At 60.9% G+C, this 16,389-nt stretch carries 9 protein-coding genes and 2 pseudogenes; 8 read left to right on the forward strand and 3 right to left on the reverse strand.

Annotated elements, in window-relative coordinates; translation table 11 throughout:
* The first annotated feature begins 76 nt into the window (after window positions 1–76).
* The 4 genes from ampD (at window position 77) to AB4N76_RS18355 (ending at window position 4,322) form a co-directional block, all read left to right on the forward strand.
* Window positions 77–637, forward strand: coding sequence for a 1,6-anhydro-N-acetylmuramyl-L-alanine amidase AmpD (gene ampD / locus AB4N76_RS18340; RefSeq protein WP_046031934.1), 561 nt, complete (start codon window positions 77–79; stop codon window positions 635–637).
* On the forward strand, window positions 634–1,470 hold the full coding sequence (gene ampE, locus AB4N76_RS18345) for a regulatory signaling modulator protein AmpE (protein ID WP_046031935.1): 837 nt from the start codon (window positions 634–636) through the stop codon (window positions 1,468–1,470). Before ampD ends, ampE begins: the two co-directional genes overlap by 4 nt.
* Before the next feature lie 1,590 nt (window positions 1,471–3,060).
* On the forward strand, window positions 3,061–3,765 hold the full coding sequence (locus AB4N76_RS18350) for a methyl-accepting chemotaxis protein (RefSeq protein WP_460164624.1): 705 nt from the start codon (window positions 3,061–3,063) through the stop codon (window positions 3,763–3,765).
* A gap of 167 nt (window positions 3,766–3,932) precedes the next feature.
* On the forward strand, window positions 3,933–4,322 hold the full coding sequence (locus tag AB4N76_RS18355; RefSeq protein ID WP_046031937.1) for a hypothetical protein: 390 nt from the start codon (window positions 3,933–3,935) through the stop codon (window positions 4,320–4,322).
* Here the strand turns inward: AB4N76_RS18355 and AB4N76_RS18360 are convergent, their stop codons facing one another.
* Window positions 4,323–5,099: a TatD family hydrolase gene (locus AB4N76_RS18360; RefSeq protein WP_046031938.1), complete on the reverse strand. Its 777-nt coding sequence runs from the start codon at window positions 5,097–5,099 to the stop codon at window positions 4,323–4,325. It abuts the gene before it with no gap.
* A 3-nt stretch (window positions 5,100–5,102) separates the two neighbouring features.
* Complete coding sequence (gene cra, locus AB4N76_RS18365) at window positions 5,103–6,098, reverse strand: catabolite repressor/activator (RefSeq protein ID WP_046031939.1); 996 nt, start codon at window positions 6,096–6,098, stop codon at window positions 5,103–5,105.
* 290 nt (window positions 6,099–6,388) lie between these two features.
* Between cra and ptsP the strand changes: the two are divergent.
* From ptsP to AB4N76_RS18385, 4 genes and pseudogenes are all read left to right on the forward strand, one after another.
* Window positions 6,389–9,249, forward strand: a pseudogene (gene ptsP, locus AB4N76_RS18370) (phosphoenolpyruvate--protein phosphotransferase).
* A pseudogene (gene pfkB, locus AB4N76_RS18375) lies at window positions 9,249–10,188 on the forward strand (1-phosphofructokinase). Before ptsP ends, pfkB begins: the two co-directional pseudogenes overlap by 1 nt.
* A gap of 11 nt (window positions 10,189–10,199) precedes the next feature.
* A complete protein-coding gene (locus tag AB4N76_RS18380) occupies window positions 10,200–11,939 on the forward strand; it encodes a PTS fructose-like transporter subunit IIB (RefSeq protein WP_460163357.1) in 1,740 nt (579 codons plus the stop codon).
* Between the two features lie 149 nt (window positions 11,940–12,088).
* A complete protein-coding gene (locus tag AB4N76_RS18385) occupies window positions 12,089–13,630 on the forward strand; it encodes an alkaline phosphatase D family protein (RefSeq protein ID WP_460163358.1) in 1,542 nt (513 codons plus the stop codon).
* Between the two features lie 126 nt (window positions 13,631–13,756).
* On the opposite strand, the gene AB4N76_RS18390 is transcribed toward AB4N76_RS18385, so the two are convergent.
* Window positions 13,757–16,282 carry a PepSY domain-containing protein gene (locus AB4N76_RS18390; protein ID WP_077430888.1) on the reverse strand — a complete coding sequence of 842 codons (2,526 nt, stop codon included), beginning with the start codon at window positions 16,280–16,282 and terminating at the stop codon, window positions 13,757–13,759.
* Window positions 16,283–16,389 lie beyond the last annotated feature (107 nt).

The raw sequence follows: 16,389 nt of genomic DNA on the forward strand, positions 1-16,389 counted from the left end.
GGCGGCAAATGATCGCGTCCCGAGGGGCTATCGCGGCATACTGAGCGCCAACACAGACTTCGTTGAAGGAACCTGTATGCAGTTGGACCTCGCGAGCGGTTGGTGTCAGGACGTGCATGTATGCCTCTCACCCAACCACAATGCGCGCCCCTCGGGCGAGATTTCCCTGCTGGTGATCCACAACATCAGCTTGCCGCCAGCGCAGTTCGCCACTGGCAAAGTGCAGGAATTCTTCCAGAATCGTCTGGATGTCACGGAGCATCCTTATTTTGAAGGTATTGCTGACTTGCGGGTGTCGGCCCACTTTCTGATTGAGCGTGACGGTACTGTCACTCAGTTTGTCTCTTGTCTTGATCGGGCTTGGCATGCTGGTGTTTCAAGTTTCGAGGGCCGGGAAACCTGTAACGATTTTTCCGTGGGCATCGAGCTCGAAGGCACGGATGATCTGCCGTTCACTGATGCTCAATATCACGCGCTGACAGCTTTGACCCGCCAACTGCAAAGTGCCTATCCCGGCATCACCGCGCAGCGTATTTGCGGACATAGCGACATTGCACCGGGGCGCAAGACCGATCCAGGACCCGCGTTCGACTGGGCACGCTATCGCGCAGCCCTGGCAAAAGAGGAAGGACAATGAGTTTTTTGGTGTTGCTGTTGGCGGTATGGATCGAGAAATTCTCGGCCCTGCGTCATCGGGTCCAGCGTGATGGCGGTTGGGTGCGCGAGCTGAACAAGCTTGAGGTCACGCCACGTCTGATCGACCGGCCATGGTTGATATTGGTCATCCTGGTGTTGTTGCCGGTCGCGCTGCTGGGCTTGCTGCTGGTGGTGCTGGATCCGGTGGCTTACGGTCTGCTGGCATTACCGGTGCATTTGCTGGTGGTGATTTACAGCTTGGGACGCGGTGACTTGCTGGCCGGTCTCGGTCCGTTTCGCGATGCCTGGCGCCGCGAAGACCTGCAAGCTGCCGCGCATGTGGCCAAACGGGACCTGGATATTTGCGCCGACAGCGGCGAGCAATTGCTGGAGCGGGTCGAAGCGCACTTGCTGTGGGAGGCCTACCAGAGTTTCTTTGCGGTGATTTTCTGGTACTTCCTGCTCGGACCGGTCGCGGCCCTGAGTTATCGCCTGTTGGCGCTGGCCGAAGAGCATGGGCAGAACCCGGGCGTGGTCGAACGCGCGGCACAATTGCGTCATGCCTTTGATTGGGTGCCGGTGCGGTTGCTGGCGGCGAGTTTTTCGCTGGTCGGCAATTTTGTCGCCGTTAGTCGGGTGATGTTGCATGAGTTGCTGAACTGGAACATCAGCGCCGCCCAGTTGATCGAGAAGGTTGGGCTGGTGGCCGGTGAAATTCCTGCACCGGTCGTCGGGCCGGATGGCATCAACAATCTGGACCGGATCTGGGAGTTGCTATTGCGCGCGGCGGTGCTCTGGTACGCCGGTTTCGCGCTGTGGACTGTCCTGCCGTAACCCACCGATGCCTGTAGCAGCTGGCGCAGCCTGCGTCCGGCTGGACAGCCACCATGTATCCAAACGACGCGTTCAACCTGCCAAACCACGGTGCATGCTTCGCAGCCGCACGCAGGCTGCTGCGGGCCTGTGCCTCCTCCCGTTAACCTTAAGTTACAAAACCACCTGCCGATTTAAGATATACAGGGATAGCGCTGAATAGTGGCTATCTGCCGCTGAGCTGCGCCTGCCAAATAAAAATAAGAATGCAAAGGGAGACTTCCAGTGAAGAGCTTGCTCTATCCCGCCGTCGCGCTGATGAATCGACTGAGCTTCGGCATGAAGTTCAGCCTGATCAGTGTGCTGTTTTTGGTGCCGATGCTAGTCACCAACTTCTATCTGGTGCGCGATTCCTATCGTGAGTTTCAGGGCACACAAGTTGAACTGCAGAGCCTCGACCTGCTGGGCAGCGGCCTGACGCTGCGGCGAGACCTGGAAACCCTGAACAATCTGGTGCAGATCAACGTCACACTCGGGCAGTCTGGCAAGGCCGGCAATATCGAGTCGAAGATCGGCACGCTGGAGCAAAGTATCCTGGCGCGCCTGCAAGGACTGACGGCGATGACCACAGATCCGGAGCAGATCACCGTTTTCGACGGCAAGCGCGATGAAATGATCGCTGCGTTCAAGGCCCAGCAATCGGAAACCTCCCTGCAAAGCAAAAGTGGAATGATCGGCAAGCTGCTGGGCAACGCGCAGATTTTCAGCCAGATCATCGCCACTCAGGCTGGCCTCAGCCGTGACAGCCAAAGCGACATGCGTCAACTGAGCGAACTGATCACCAACGTCACCCCGCCTGTGACCCAACTGTTGGGCGATGGCCGGGCGATGGGTTCCTATTCCCTGGGGCAGGGCTTTCTCAACTCGGCATCCAGCACTCGGTTCGATGAGTTGTTGGCGCAGATCGAAAAACTCCAGGGCGAATACAGCCTGAAATTGCAGGATGCACTGGGCTCCAGCAAAGCGGCGCATGAAACCCTGGCCGCTCAAGCCGATAGCAGCAAAGCCTCCCTGAAAAAAGCCAGTGAGCTGTTCGAAGAAAAAGTGGTGATGGCAGACACCCTCGATGCACCCTGGCAGGGTTTTTACGATCAAGTCACTGCCCTGATGGACCAGACCTACCAACTCAACGAAGCCACGCTGAAGTTCCTGGGTTCCCCAGTTGCAGCAGCGACTGGAGCAGAACCGCACTCACATGGTCTTGCAGGCCGTGGCGTTGTCAGTGGTGTTTGTATTGATTTTTACCTTTACGGCGGCTTTTACGCGTCCACCCGCACCACCCTCAAACGACTTGGCGCCATGATGGACACGGTCGCTGCAGGCGACATGACGGTGACCTTCCGCGCCGAAAGTCGTGATGAACTCGGTGAGTTGGGCGAGGTGTTCAACGGCACCGTGAAGAAAATCCATGACCTGATCGAACGCGTCGGGCAGACCGTCAACGAGGTCGAGCGCCAGGCCGGGCAGGTGCAAAGCGTTTCTACCCAGAGCAACCAGGCGGTGGCCGGGCAACGTAGTCAGATCGAACAGGTCGCCACTGCCATGAACCAAATGTCGGCGACCTCCCTTGAGGTGGCGCGCAGTGCCGCCGCTGCAGTCAGCAGTGCCCACAGTGTCAACGACGAGACCATCAGCGGTCGCGGGCTGGTGGCGTCCCAGCAGGGCAGCATCGCGCAATTGGCCAGCGAGATCGATCAGTCGGTGCTGGTGATCAATCAACTGGCCAGCGACAGCCAGTCCATCAGCCGCGTACTGGAAGTGATCAAAAGCATCGCCGAGCAGACCAATCTGTTGGCCCTTAACGCCGCCATCGAAGCCGCTCGGGCCGGGGAACAGGGGCGTGGTTTTGCGGTGGTGGCCGATGAGGTCCGCACGCTGGCCAAGCGCACCCAGCAATCGACCGAAGAAATCGAGCAGATGATCAGCAAGCTTCACAGCGGCGTCGGCGCGGCGGTGAAAGCCATGGGCATCAGCCATCAGGTGGCCGATGGCACGGTCGGGCAGTCGGAGAAGGTCCAGCAGGCGCTGGAAAACATCCTCGGTGCTGTCGGCATGATCGTTGACCAGAACCAGCAGATCGCCGCCGCTGTCGAGCAGCAGACTGCCGTCGCCCACGACATTGATCAGAACATCGTCGAGATCAACCGGGCCGGGGAACGGACCGCCGAAGGTGCGCACCAGACCGAAGATGCCAGCCGCGCATTGTCCGCTCAGGTGGTGGAGCTCAAACACCTGATCAGCGCGTTCAGGGTTTGAGTAAAAGTTGTGGGAGCGAGCACGCTCGCTCCCACAGTTTTTGCGCATAATCTGTAGTAACTTTTACCTTTGTGAGTAGGTAAGGTCCTGATTTCCTGCGTGTTCAGATTTTTCGTCTTCAATGGAGGAAGATCAATCACTCTGACCTGCCCTGAGGAGGCCCGGTTATGTCGGCCGCAACAATTGGAGTCCAGGGGCATTGCGCCCATTGCGGGAGCACGCGTGTGCTCGAGGCCTGGCAACTCAACGCTATTGCTATCAACGAATCGTTTACCTGTACTCACTGCCATAAAGCCTTGCAGTTGCGTGATCCGAAACAGATCAAGCGCTTCAAGTCGCTGGACTCACTTTCCATGCTGCGGGCAAGCACGCGGGTGACGGTGTGTTCGGCGATTCTGGTGGCATTGGTTATGGAATGGATCGGGATGCTCAGCGTGGTCGAACAGCTGAATTTTTCACTGATCGCGATTCTGGCTTACTTTCTGGTCATTCAATTTGCTCGGCGCCGGCAACACATCACGCTGATTCTGGAAGCCGCCAAAGCCCACGCCGATTGATTACCAGTTGAACAGCTCGCAGGCATTGGCCGTGCTGACGGCGGCCAACTGCTCGGGGCTGATTGCCATGATTTGCGCCAATGCGCCACAGATTGCGGGCAGGTGCGCCGGGCTGTTGCGTTGACCGGGAAACATGACCGGGGCCATGTCCGGTGAGTCGGTTTCCAGCACCACGCAGTCAAGTGGCAACTCGGCGAGCACACGGTGCATGCGCAGCGCCTGCGGCCAGGTCGCGGCGCCCCCCAGACCCAGTTTGAACCCGAGCTTGATGTATTCGCGAGCTTCTTCCTTGCTGCCCGCAAAGGCATGGATGATCCCGGCACGTTTCAACCGAAAGCGCTTAAGCGTGGCAATCACCGCCGCATGGCTGCGTCGAACGTGGATCAGTGCCGGAAGATGGAAGTCCGCCGCCAGTTGCAGTTGCGCCTCGAACAGCGCCTGCTGGCGCTCGCGATCCAGGGTTTCGATGAAGTAATCCAGACCGATCTCGCCCACGGCGCACACCTGTCGATGGCCAGCCAGACGCGTCAGCCAGTCAGCCAGTTCACGCAGATCTTCAGGCCGGTGATCTTCCAGGTACACCGGGTGCAAACCGAATGCTGCATGCAGGTCGGGATCGCTTTGCACAAGGTCCCAGACCCGCTGCCAATTGGCCTGATACACCCCCAGCACGACCATCCGTCGCACGCCCAAGGCCCGGCTTTCGGCAAGCAGCGCCTGACGATCCTCGTCGAAATCGGAAAAATCCAGATGAGTGTGGCTGTCGATCAGCTCCACGGTTCAGTCCCGGTGAATGCGCTGCTTGAAGGTCCGTGCGATGGCTTGCACGCCAGGTTGGTAATCGGACTGCTCGATGGCGGCCAGTGCCAGGGCCAGGGCTTTATCGGCAATCAGTTGATGTTGTTGTGCCATGGCGTTGACTGGCAGCGGCAGGAAGTCCAGCAACTGCGTGTCGCCAAACGTACCGAGGCGCAACGGACGGGTTTTCAACGGGAAGTCGTGCAAGGCGTCGAACACACCCTGGAGCAGCACGTAGGAAGTGGTGACCAGCGCATCAGGCAGATGCCCCAGGCGCTGCAACATTTCTTCCATCAACTGCTTGCCGCATTCGCGGCTGAACGACTCGCCATGCTCGATCAATACTTGGCCTTTGAACCCCTCGAGTGCCTCTTTGAAGCCGGCCGAGCGCTCCTGGCTGATACTCAACTCGGGGCGCGCGCCGATCAAGGCGATCTGCTTGGGCTGCGGGTCCAGTAGACTGCGGGTCAATTGCAGGCTGGCCTCGCGGTCATCACTGATCACCGAACAGAAATGCTCAGGCTCCATGACCCGGTCGATGGCGATGATCGGGATGCCTTTGGCCTGCAACTGGCGGTAGCTGTCGTCACCGGCCGGCAGGCAACTGGCAACGATCAGTGCATCGCAGCGCCGGGCGCGGAACAGTTGCAGCAATTGTCGTTCGCTGTCTGGCGCATCGTCGGAACTGGCGATCAGTAATTGATAGCCGCGTGCCCGGGCGCCTTGTTCCAGCAATTTGGCGATTCGTGCGTAACTGGGGTTTTCCAGGTCCGGCAGAATAAAACCCAGGGTGCGGGTGTGCCGACTGCGCAGACCGGCCGCTTGAGGATTGGGCGTAAAGCCATGTTGTTCGACGACCGCGCGCACGCGTTCGACGGTAGCACTGCTGATGCGTTGCTGTTCAGCCTTGCCATTGATGACATAACTGGCGGTGGTTACGGACACACCGGCCAACTGTGCGATATCACTGAGTTTCAACTCGGGATTTCCTTGTTTTTTCGAGCTTGCCCCGACATTTTCGCCAATCCTACCCGAATCAGGCAGACGACTATTGTCCAACCACATCCGACAAGTTGGGCTTCAAGGATGGGACATTATCGAGTAACGTGCCAAGTATTCTAGATTAAACGTTTCAGCAGGCGTATTTTCAGCGTTATAAACACCTTTGGCCGGTTCTGCCGTGATACCGCCAAAAGTGAAGGCTAAGCGCCTAAGCTGATTCATTCAAAACAATACCTGGCGCCATCAGACGCCAAAAAGGAGAAAGCATGCTCGAGCTCACCCTAGAGCAGATTTCCATGGGCCAGTCGGCTGTGGATAAGTCCGCTGCGTTACAGCTATTGGCCGAGCATCTGGTCGCCGATGGCCTGGTTGCCAAGGGGTATCTGGCCGGTTTGCAGGCGCGTGAAGCTCAGGGCTCGACCTTTCTCGGACAAGGTATTGCCATCCCCCACGGTACACCGCAAACCCGCGACCTGGTGTTTTCCACCGGCGTGCGGCTGATGCAGTTCCCCGAGGGCGTGGATTGGGGGGACGGCCAGATTGTTTACCTGGCGATCGGTATCGCGGCCAAGTCCGATGAGCATTTGCGTTTGTTGCAACTGTTGACCCGCGCCCTCGGCGAAACCGATCTGGGCCAGGCCTTGCGCCGTGCGAGTTCCGCCGAGGCCTTGTTGAAACTGCTGCAAGGCGCGCCGCAGGAATTGGCGCTGGATGCACAGATGATCGGTCTTGGTGTATCCGCCGATGACTTCGAAGAACTGGTCTGGCGCGGTGCGCGCTTGTTGCGCCAGGCCGATTGCGTGAGCAACGGCTTCTCCGCCGTGTTGCAACAGGTCGAAGCGTTGCCGCTGGGCGACGGCTTGTGGTGGTTGCACAGCGAACAAACGGTCAAGCGTCCGGGCCTGGCCTTCGTCACCCCGGACAAACCGATACGCTACCTCGGCCAGCCGCTCAGCGGGCTGTTCTGCCTGGCCAGCCTCGGTGAAGCCCATCAGGCCTTGCTCGAACGTCTGTGTGCGTTGCTGATTGAGGGTCGCGGCCACGAATTGGGCCGCGCCACCAGCAGTCGCAAAGTGCTCGAAGTCCTCGGCGGCGAACTGCCGGCGGATTGGCCGAGCGCGCGCATCGCCCTGGCCAACGCCCATGGTTTGCATGCGCGCCCGGCGAAGATCCTCGCGCAACTGGCGAAAAGTTTTGAAGGTGAAATTCGCGTACGCATCGTCGACGGCCAAGACAGCGCGGTGTCGGTAAAAAGCTGAGCAAACTGCTCAGCCTCGGCGCCCATCGGGGTCAGGTGCTGGAATTCATTGCCGAACCGAGCATCGCCGCCGATGCCTTGCCGGCCTTGTTGGCCGCCATCGAAGAAGGCCTCGGCGAAGAAATCGAGCCTTTGCCAGCCGTGAGCCAACAGCGCGAAGAAATCGCAGAGATGGCCGAAGTACTGCTCGCCCCGGCGTCCGGCAGCCTGATACAAGCCATCGCCGCGGCGCCCGGAATTGCCATTGGCCCGGCCCATATTCAAGTGCTGCAAACCATTGATTACGCGCTGCGCGGTGAGTCCGCCGCAACTGAACGCGAGCGTCTCAAACAGGCGCTGGCGCAGGTGCGCCAAGACATCGAAGGCTTGATTGAACGCAGCACGTCCAAGGCCATCCGCGAAATTTTCATCACCCACCAGGAAATGCTCGACGACCCGGAACTGAGCGATGAAGTCGACACCCGCCTCAAGCAAGGTGAAAGCGCTGAAGCGGCGTGGATGGCGGTGATCGAAGCGGCGGCCCGGCAACAGGAGTCGTTGCAGGACGCCTTGCTCGCCGAGCGTGCGGCAGACTTGCGTGACATCGGTCGGCGCGTGCTGGCGCAACTGAGCGGCGTCGAAACGCCGAAAGAGCCTGATCAGCCTTACATTCTGGTGATGGACGAAGTCGGGCCGTCCGACGTGGCGCGTCTCGATCCGGCACGTGTCGCCGGTATTCTCACGGCGCGCGGTGGCGCGACGGCGCACAGCGCCATCGTGGCCCGAGCCTTGGGTATTCCGGCGCTGGTCGGTGCCGGTGCGGCGGTGTTGCTGCTGGCGCCGGGCACGCCGTTGCTGATCGACGGCCAGCGCGGTCGCCTGCACGTAGACGCTGATGCGTTGACCTTGCAACGCGCCACCGAAGAACGCGACACCCGCGAACAGCGCCTGAAAGTGGCCGCTGAACAACGTCATCAACCGGCGCTGACCATCGACGGGCATGCGGTCGAAGTATTCGCCAATATCGGCGAGAGCGCCGGAGTCACCAGCGCGGTGGAGCAGGGTGCCGAAGGCATTGGCCTGTTGCGCACCGAACTGATTTTCATGGCCCACCCGCAGGCGCCGGACGAGGCCACCCAGGAAGTTGAATACCGTCGCGTGCTCGACGGCCTGGCCGGTCGGCCGCTGGTGGTGCGCACCCTCGATGTCGGTGGCGACAAACCGCTGCCGTATTGGCCCATCGCCAAAGAAGAAAACCCGTTCCTTGGCGTGCGCGGCATTCGCCTGACGCTGCAACGTCCGAAAATCATGGAAGCGCAATTGCGTGCCTTGCTGCGGGCCGCCGACAACCGTCCGCTGCGGATCATGTTTCCGATGGTCGGCAGTGTCGATGAATGGCGCCAGGCGCGGGACATGACCGAGCGCCTGCGCCTGGAAATCCCGGTCGCCGATCTGCAACTGGGGATCATGATCGAAGTGCCGTCGGCTGCCTTGCTGGCGCCGGTGCTGGCCAAAGAGGTCGACTTCTTCAGCGTCGGCACCAACGACCTGACCCAGTACACCCTGGCCATCGACCGTGGTCATCCGACCTTGTCCGCCCAGGCCGACGGCTTGCACCCGGCGGTGCTGCAACTGATCGACATCACCGTGCGTGCGGCGCATGCCCATGGCAAATGGGTTGGCGTCTGCGGCGAATTGGCGGCCGATCCGCTGGCGGTGCCGGTGCTGGTCGGGCTGGGCGTGGACGAACTCAGCGTGTCGGGGCGCAGCATTGCCGAGGTCAAGGCGCGTATTCGCGAACTCAGCCTCGCCCAGACGCAAATTCTCGCCCAAGAGGCCTTGGCCGTGGGCAGCGCCAATGAAGTGCGCGCATTAGTGGAGGCTCTGTAATGGCCCGGATTTTAACCCTGACCCTCAACCCGGCGCTGGACCTGACCGTCCAGTTGCCGCGCCTTGAACCCGGCCAGGTCAACCGCAGCGACGCCATGCACACCCACGCCGCTGGCAAAGGCATAAACGTGGCGCAGGTGCTGGCCGACCTTGGGCATCAGTTGACCGTCAGCGGGTTTCTCGGGGAAGACAATCTGCAGGCGTTCGAAACGCTGTTTGCCAAACGCGGTTTTGTCGACGCGTTTATCCGCGTTCCCGGCGAGATTCGCAGCAACATCAAGCTGGCGGAAAGCGACGGGCGCATCACCGACGTCAACGGTCCGGGGCCGAGGGTGAGTGACGCCGCGCAGCAAGCGCTGCTGGATCGCCTGGAGCAGATTGCACCCGGTCATGACGCCGTCGTCGTTGCAGGGAGTTTGCCGCTGGGCGTCAGCGCGCAGTGGTTGCAGGCACTGATCGTGCGTTTGAAAGAACTCGGCTTGAACGTCGCCCTCGACACCAGCGGCGAGGCATTGCGCGCGGCGCTCAAGGCCGGTCCGTGGCTGATCAAACCCAACACCGAAGAGCTGGCGGAAGCGCTGGGCTGCGAGGTTGTGTCGGTCGCGGCACAAGCCGACGCCGCGAGCCGCTTGCACGCGCAAGGCATCGAGCACGTGGTGATTTCCCACGGTGCCGAGGGCGTGAACTGGTTCAGTGTCGGCTCGGCGCTGCATGCCACACCCCAAGGTCAGCGTTGCCAGCACCGTGGGCGCGGGCGATTCGTTGTTGGCCGGCATGCTCCATGGTTTGCTCAAGCCCGATACGCCAGAGCAGACCCTGCGCACCGCCACGGCGATTGCCGCGATGGCGGTCACTCAAATCGGTTTCGGCATCGGCGATACCGCGCAATTGGCGCAGCTCGAACAGGGTGTACGCGTGCGTCCCCTGACAGAACAATAAGAGGGTTTGTCATGAAGTTAGCCATTGTTACGGCCTGCCCGAACGGCATGGTCACCAGTGTGCTGTGCGCCCGTTTGCTCGATGCAGCGGCCCAGCGTCAGGGCTGGATGACCTGCGTTGAAGTGGTGGATGCCACGCATCCTGAGCGGCAATTGTCGGCGGCCACTCTCGACGCCGCAGAGTGGGTCCTGCTGGTGACCAGCGCGCCGGTGGATATGGCGCGGTTTGTCGGCAAGCGCGTGTTTCAAAGCACCCCGGCGCAAGCCCTGCAGGATGTTGAAGCGGTGCTGCGGCGCGGCGCTGAAGAAGCTCAGGTGTACGTGGCCCCCGAAACGGTTGTCGAGCCTGTCGCTATCACTAAAAACGCGCCACGACTGGTTGCGATCACCGCGTGTCCCACCGGGGTCGCCCATACGTTCATGGCCGCCGAAGCCTTGCAGCAAGCGGCCAAGCGTCTGGGCTATGACCTGCAAGTGGAAACCCAGGGCTCGGTCGGCGCGCGCAATCCATTGAGCGCCGCCGCGATTGCCGAGGCCGATGTGGTGCTGTTGGCGTGTGATATTGAAGTCGCCACCGAGCGTTTCGCCGGCAAGAAGATTTACCGTTGCGGCACCGGCATTGCCCTGAAGCAAGCCGAAGCGACGCTGAACAAAGCGTTGGTCGAAGGTCAGCAGGAAAGCGCCGCCAGCGGCTCCAAAGGCCCGGCCAAGCAAGAGAAAACCGGCGTCTATAAACACTTGCTGACCGGCGTGTCGTTCATGCTGCCGATGGTGGTGGCGGGCGGCTTGATGATCGCGCTGTCCTTCGTGTTCGGCATCACCGCGTTCAAGGAGCCCGGCACGTTGGCGGCAGCCTTGATGCAGATCGGCGGCGACACCGCGTTCAAACTGATGGTGCCGCTGCTGGCGGGTTACATCGCCTACTCGATTGCCGACCGGCCGGGCCTGGCGCCAGGGATGATCGGTGGTCTGTTGGCCAGCACTTTGGGTGCCGGTTTTATTGGTGGGATCATTGCCGGTTTCATCGCCGGTTACGCGGCGCAGGCGATCAACCGTTATGCGCGTTTGCCGCAGAGCCTTGAGGCGCTGAAACCGATCCTGATCATCCCGTTGCTGGCGAGCCTGTTCACCGGACTGGTGATGATTTACGTGGTGGGCAAACCCGTGGCCGGGATGCTCGAAGGGCTGACGCATTTCCTCGACAGCATGGGCACCACCAACGCGATTCTGCTCGGTGTACTGCTGGGCGGCATGATGTGCGTCGACTTGGGCGGGCCGATCAACAAAGCGGCTTACGCGTTCTCGGTGGGGCTGCTGGCCTCGCAAAGCTATGCGCCGATGGCCGCGACCATGGCCGCCGGCATGGTGCCGCCGATTGGCCTGGGCATCGCCACGTTCATTGCCCGGCGCAAATTTGCCCAGACCGAGCGCGAGGCCGGTAAAGCGGCGCTGGTGCTGGGGCTATGCTTCATCTCGGAAGGGGCGATTCCGTTTGCCGCGAAAGACCCGTTGCGGGTGATCCCGGCGAGCATTGCCGGTGGTGCGCTGACCGGGGCGTTGTCGATGTATTTCGGCTGCAAGCTGATGGCGCCGCATGGTGGTTTGTTTGTGCTGGCGATCCCGAATGCGATCAACCATGCGCTGCTTTACTTGCTGGCGATTGTGGCCGGGAGTTTGTTGACGGCGGTGGCGTATGCGCTGGTCAAAAGGCCTGAAACGGTCGAGTTGGCACTGGAACCCGCCAACGCCTGACGCCCTTTTCTGTAGGCGCCGAGCTTGCTCGCGATGGCGGTGTAACAGCCAGCATTTTCGTTGAATGTTAAACCGACATCGCGAGCAAGCTCTGCTCCTACAGGTGTGTGTCACAGTCCATTATGTTTTTCCGTTTCAGGGAGAACACCATGAGCGAATTCGACCTCGGTCGTCGTCGTGTCATCCAAGCGGTGGGGGCCGGGCTGTTGTTACCAAGCCTGGCACCGGCGGTGATCGCTTCGGTCAAGGATCGTCCGCAACTCAGCGACGGCGTGCAGTCCGGTGATGTGCTGGGTGACCGGGCGATGGTCTGGAGTCGCAGCGATCGCCCGGCCCGTATGGTCGTGGAATGGGACACGCGCAGCCTGTTCAGCAACCCGCGCCGATTTGTCTCGCCGCTGGCCGATGCCCGCACCGATTTCACCGCGCGTGTCGAGCTCACCGGGTTGCCCGCCGATCAGGCGATTTTCTATCGCGTGACCTTCGAGGACGCTCAAAGCGGTGTCGCCAGCGAACCCTGGTTCGGCCATTTGCGCAGCGTGCCGCAAACCCGCCGCGACATTCGTTTTGTCTGGAGTGGCGACACCGCCGGCCAAGGCTTCGGTATCAACCCGGACATCGGCGGTATGCGCATTTATGAAGCCATGCGTTTGCGCTTGCCGGACTTCTTTATCCACAGCGGCGACACGATCTACGCCGACAACCCCATCCCTGTGCAACTGACCACCGAAAACGGTCGGGTGTGGCGAAACATCACCAGCGAAGCCAAGAGCAAGGTCGCACAAAATCTCGACGATTTTCGGGGCAATTACCGCTACAACCTGATGGACGAAAACATCCGTCGCTTCAATGCCGAGGTGCCGCAGATCTGGCAATGGGACGACCACGAAGTGGTGAACAACTGGTCGCCGGGCAAGCAACTCGACGCGCGTTATCAGGAGAAAGATATCCACAGCCTGGTGAGCCACGGGCGGCAGGCCTGGCTCGAATATGCACCCATGCGTTGGCAGGACGCCGACAATGGTGGGCGGATTTATCGCAAGCTCGGCTATGGGCCGATGCTCGATGTATTTGTACTCGACATGCGCAGTTATCGCGGTGCCAATGATGACAACCTCGGCGCCGCAAAACCCTTTCTCGGGCGCGAGCAACTGGACTGGCTCAAGCGCGAATTGAAAGGCTCGACCGCCCAGTGGAAAGTCATAGCCGCCGACATGTCGTTAGGCCTTGGCGCGCCCGACGGCGAGATCAGCCCCGGTGTGACGCGCTGGGAAGCGGTGGCCAATGGTGACCCGGGGCCGGCTCAGGGGCGTGAGCTGGAAATCGCTGAGTTGCTGGGTTTCCTGCGAGCACAGCAGGTGCGTAATTTCGTGTTTTTGACGGCGGACGTGCATTACTGCGCGGCGCATCACTACCACCCGGATCGTGCCGCGTTTCAGGATTTTGAACCGTTTTGGGAGTTCGTCGCCGGGCCTTTGAACGCGGGGAGTTTCGGGCCTGATCAGTTGGATAAAACCTTTGGCCCTGAAGTGGTGTTCGAAAAGGCGCCGCCCGTGCAGAACGCGTCACCGTTTGCCGGTTTTCAGTTTTTTGGCGAGGTGAATATTGATGGGCAGACGGGGGAGATGAGTGTGGTGTTGCGGGATCTGGATGGGGTGAGTGTGTTTGAGCAGAAGGTGACGCCGGTCTAATGTTTGTACACCTGCCCCCCTGTAGGAGCTGAGCTTGCTCGCGATGGCGGCCTGTCAGTCACCCTCATTGTTGACTGTTAAACCGTCATCGCGAGCAAGCTCAGCTCCTACACGGAGTGGGGTGTGTCAGTAAACGTCGCGGCGGTAGCGGCCTTGTTCGATCAGGCGATCGACCTCTGCAATCCCGAGCACTTCGTTGAGTACGTGATCGACCCCTGATGCCATCCCCTGCAAGCTGCCGCAGATGTAAATCACGGCGCCGTCGGCGAGCCATTTCTTCAGCTCATCCGCCGACTCCCGCAGGCGATCCTGCACGTAGATCTTCTCGGCCTGATCCCGCGAAAACGCCAGGTCGAGCCGCTCCAGGTCGCCTGAGATCAGCCACTCTTCCAGTTCATTGCGGCACAGGTAATCGTGTTCCCGATGACGCTCGCCAAACAGCAGCCAATGGCGTTGCTGGCCGTCGGCAATGCGCGCCTTGAGCAAACTGCGCAACCCGGCAAGGCCGGTGCCGTTACCCAGCAGAATCATCGGCACCGGCTCGGCCGGCAGATGGAACCCGCTGTTGCGTCGCACCCGCAGGCTGACGTTGCCACCCACTGGCACGTGTTCGGTCAGCCAGCCGGAGCCAATGCCCAGGCTGCCGTCGGGATGCTGTTCCTGGCGCACGATCAACTCCAGCAAGCCATCAGCAGCAATCGAGGCGATGGAGTATTCGCGCATGGCCAACGGCACCAGCGCATCAGCCAATGCCTGAGCGTGCAGGCCGACCAGATGGGCTCTGTTTTCAGGTAGCTGGCGCGTGGCGAGCGCTTGCTCCAAAGGTTGTGACAAACCATCGAACACCACCGCGGCGCGCCCGTCGATGCCCAGGCCGTCGAGGAAGTGCTCGATCGCCCACGGGCAGTTACGCGGCAACACCTCCACCAAATCTCCCGCCAGCCAACTGCTGGTGGACGGGGCGGTAAGGCCCAGCAAGTACACCGGCGAGCCGCTGCTGTCCGGGTTCATCAATTCGCGGTGGGTCAGTGTCCAGTTGTCGTAGCTCGGCGCTTGCCAGGTGTCGACCGGTGCTTGCCCGGTCAGCAGGCCCAGTTGTTGCTGCCAGTGACGCAAGGCGTACGGGTCACCGCTGTCGACTTCCACCGGCGCGAACAGGGTCTTGCCGCCATGCTCGCCCAGCCAGGCGTGCAAGCGTCGGGCGAAACCGCAGAAGTGTTGATACTGGCGATCACCGAGTCCAAGTACCGCATAGTTCAGGCTCTGCAGGCTCGACGCCCGGCCCAGCATCTTGCGTTCGAAGCCGCGCGCGCTGTCCGGCGCTTCGCCGTCGCCGAACGTGCTGACCACGAACAACGCATTAGTGGAGTCGAGCAAATCCTGTTCACTGACACTGGCCAGTGGCCGCACCTTAACCGGCAACCCGGCGGCTTGCAGCTGCCCGGCCGTTTGCCACGCCAATTGCTCGGCGAAACCGCTCTGGCTGGCGAAACCGATCAGCCAGGCCGGCGCATCGCTGTCGGGATGATCGAGACCTTTGCGCGCGTCCTTGATCTGCTTTTTCTTGCGCCGACGATCGAGGTACAGCAACCAGCCCGTGACGAAAAACAACGGCATCGTCAGCGAGGCAATCGTCAGGATGATCCGCCCGACAATGCCGAAGTAGCTGCCAACGTGCAGTGCGTAAATGCTGGTCAGCAGTTGCGCCTTGAGGCTCTTGTCGCTGTAACGGTCGTGCTGTTTGACGATGCCGGTCGCCGGATCGAGGGTGATCTGGTTCTGGGCGCGGTCGTGGGGTGAGGTTTTCAGCAGGTAATACACGGTCGCCGGCTGGCCGGCCACGGGTGGCATTCGGATGTTGTAAGCGCTCAGTGCCGGGCCGGCGGCGCTGTAGACGCTGCTCCAGATGGCCGAGTAATCGGCAGTCGGCGCCGGACCACTGGGGGCCGGGCCGCGATTGCGCACGCGCTCGTTTTGTGGCGCGTCGGACAGCAATCGGGTCAGGCCCTTGTTGTACCACTCATACGACCAGGACAACCCGGTCAGTGCTGCCAGGAGATAAAACACCAGGCACCAGGTGCCGGCCACGGAGTGCAAGTCCCAGTTGAAGCTACGACCCTTTTTCTTCCAGTCCAGGGTCAGCCAGGCACGCCAGCTTTTCCACTGGCGCGGCCAGCGCAGGTAAAGACCGGACAGGCAGAAGAACACCAGGATCAGCGTACAGGCCCCGGTAATCTGCCGCCCGGTATCGCCCATGGCGAGGAAGCGGTGCAGTTGCAACATGAAGCCGAAGAAGTCCTGGCCGGTGGCATCGCCCATGAAGTCGGCGGTGTACGGGTCGAAGTAACGCATTTCGCCACGGCGTTCACCCGGCGGCGGGGTGAAGAACACTTTGGCGGCACGGCCGCTGTCGGTTTCGACGTTGAGCATCGAGACCTTTTTGCCGGATGCGGCTTCGATGCGCTCGACCAGCTCAGCGGGCGGCAGGACGCCAGCGACCTGCTTCTGGACCTGCAACACAGAAGGGTTCAGTACGCTCAGGATTTCATCCTGAAACGACACCATGGCCCCGGTGATGCCCATCAGGGCCAGGACCAGTCCGGCACTGATGCCGAAAAACCAGTGCAACTGGAACAGGGTTTTCTTCAACACGTCGCTCGCCTTGTTCGTTCAAAAATAATCTTCACGGCGCGCATTATGCCGTGGGTTGTCGAGAAGCATTCTTTTTTACACACAAAAGCCCCACTCACGAATGAGCA

Source organism: Pseudomonas sp. S2_F03 (assembly GCF_054668335.1).

Coding starts and splice junctions, on each gene's coding strand:
- ampE (WP_046031935.1), top strand. CDS start 634: ATGAGTTTTTTGGTGTTGCTGTTGGCGGTATGGATCGAGAAATTCTCG.
- ampD (WP_046031934.1), top strand. CDS start 77: ATGCAGTTGGACCTCGCGAGCGGTTGGTGTCAGGACGTGCATGTATGC.
- AB4N76_RS18380 (WP_460163357.1), top strand. CDS start 10,200: ATGAAGTTAGCCATTGTTACGGCCTGCCCGAACGGCATGGTCACCAGT.
- AB4N76_RS18355 (WP_046031937.1), top strand. CDS start 3,933: ATGTCGGCCGCAACAATTGGAGTCCAGGGGCATTGCGCCCATTGCGGG.
- AB4N76_RS18350 (WP_460164624.1), top strand. CDS start 3,061: ATGTCGGCGACCTCCCTTGAGGTGGCGCGCAGTGCCGCCGCTGCAGTC.
- AB4N76_RS18385 (WP_460163358.1), top strand. CDS start 12,089: ATGAGCGAATTCGACCTCGGTCGTCGTCGTGTCATCCAAGCGGTGGGG.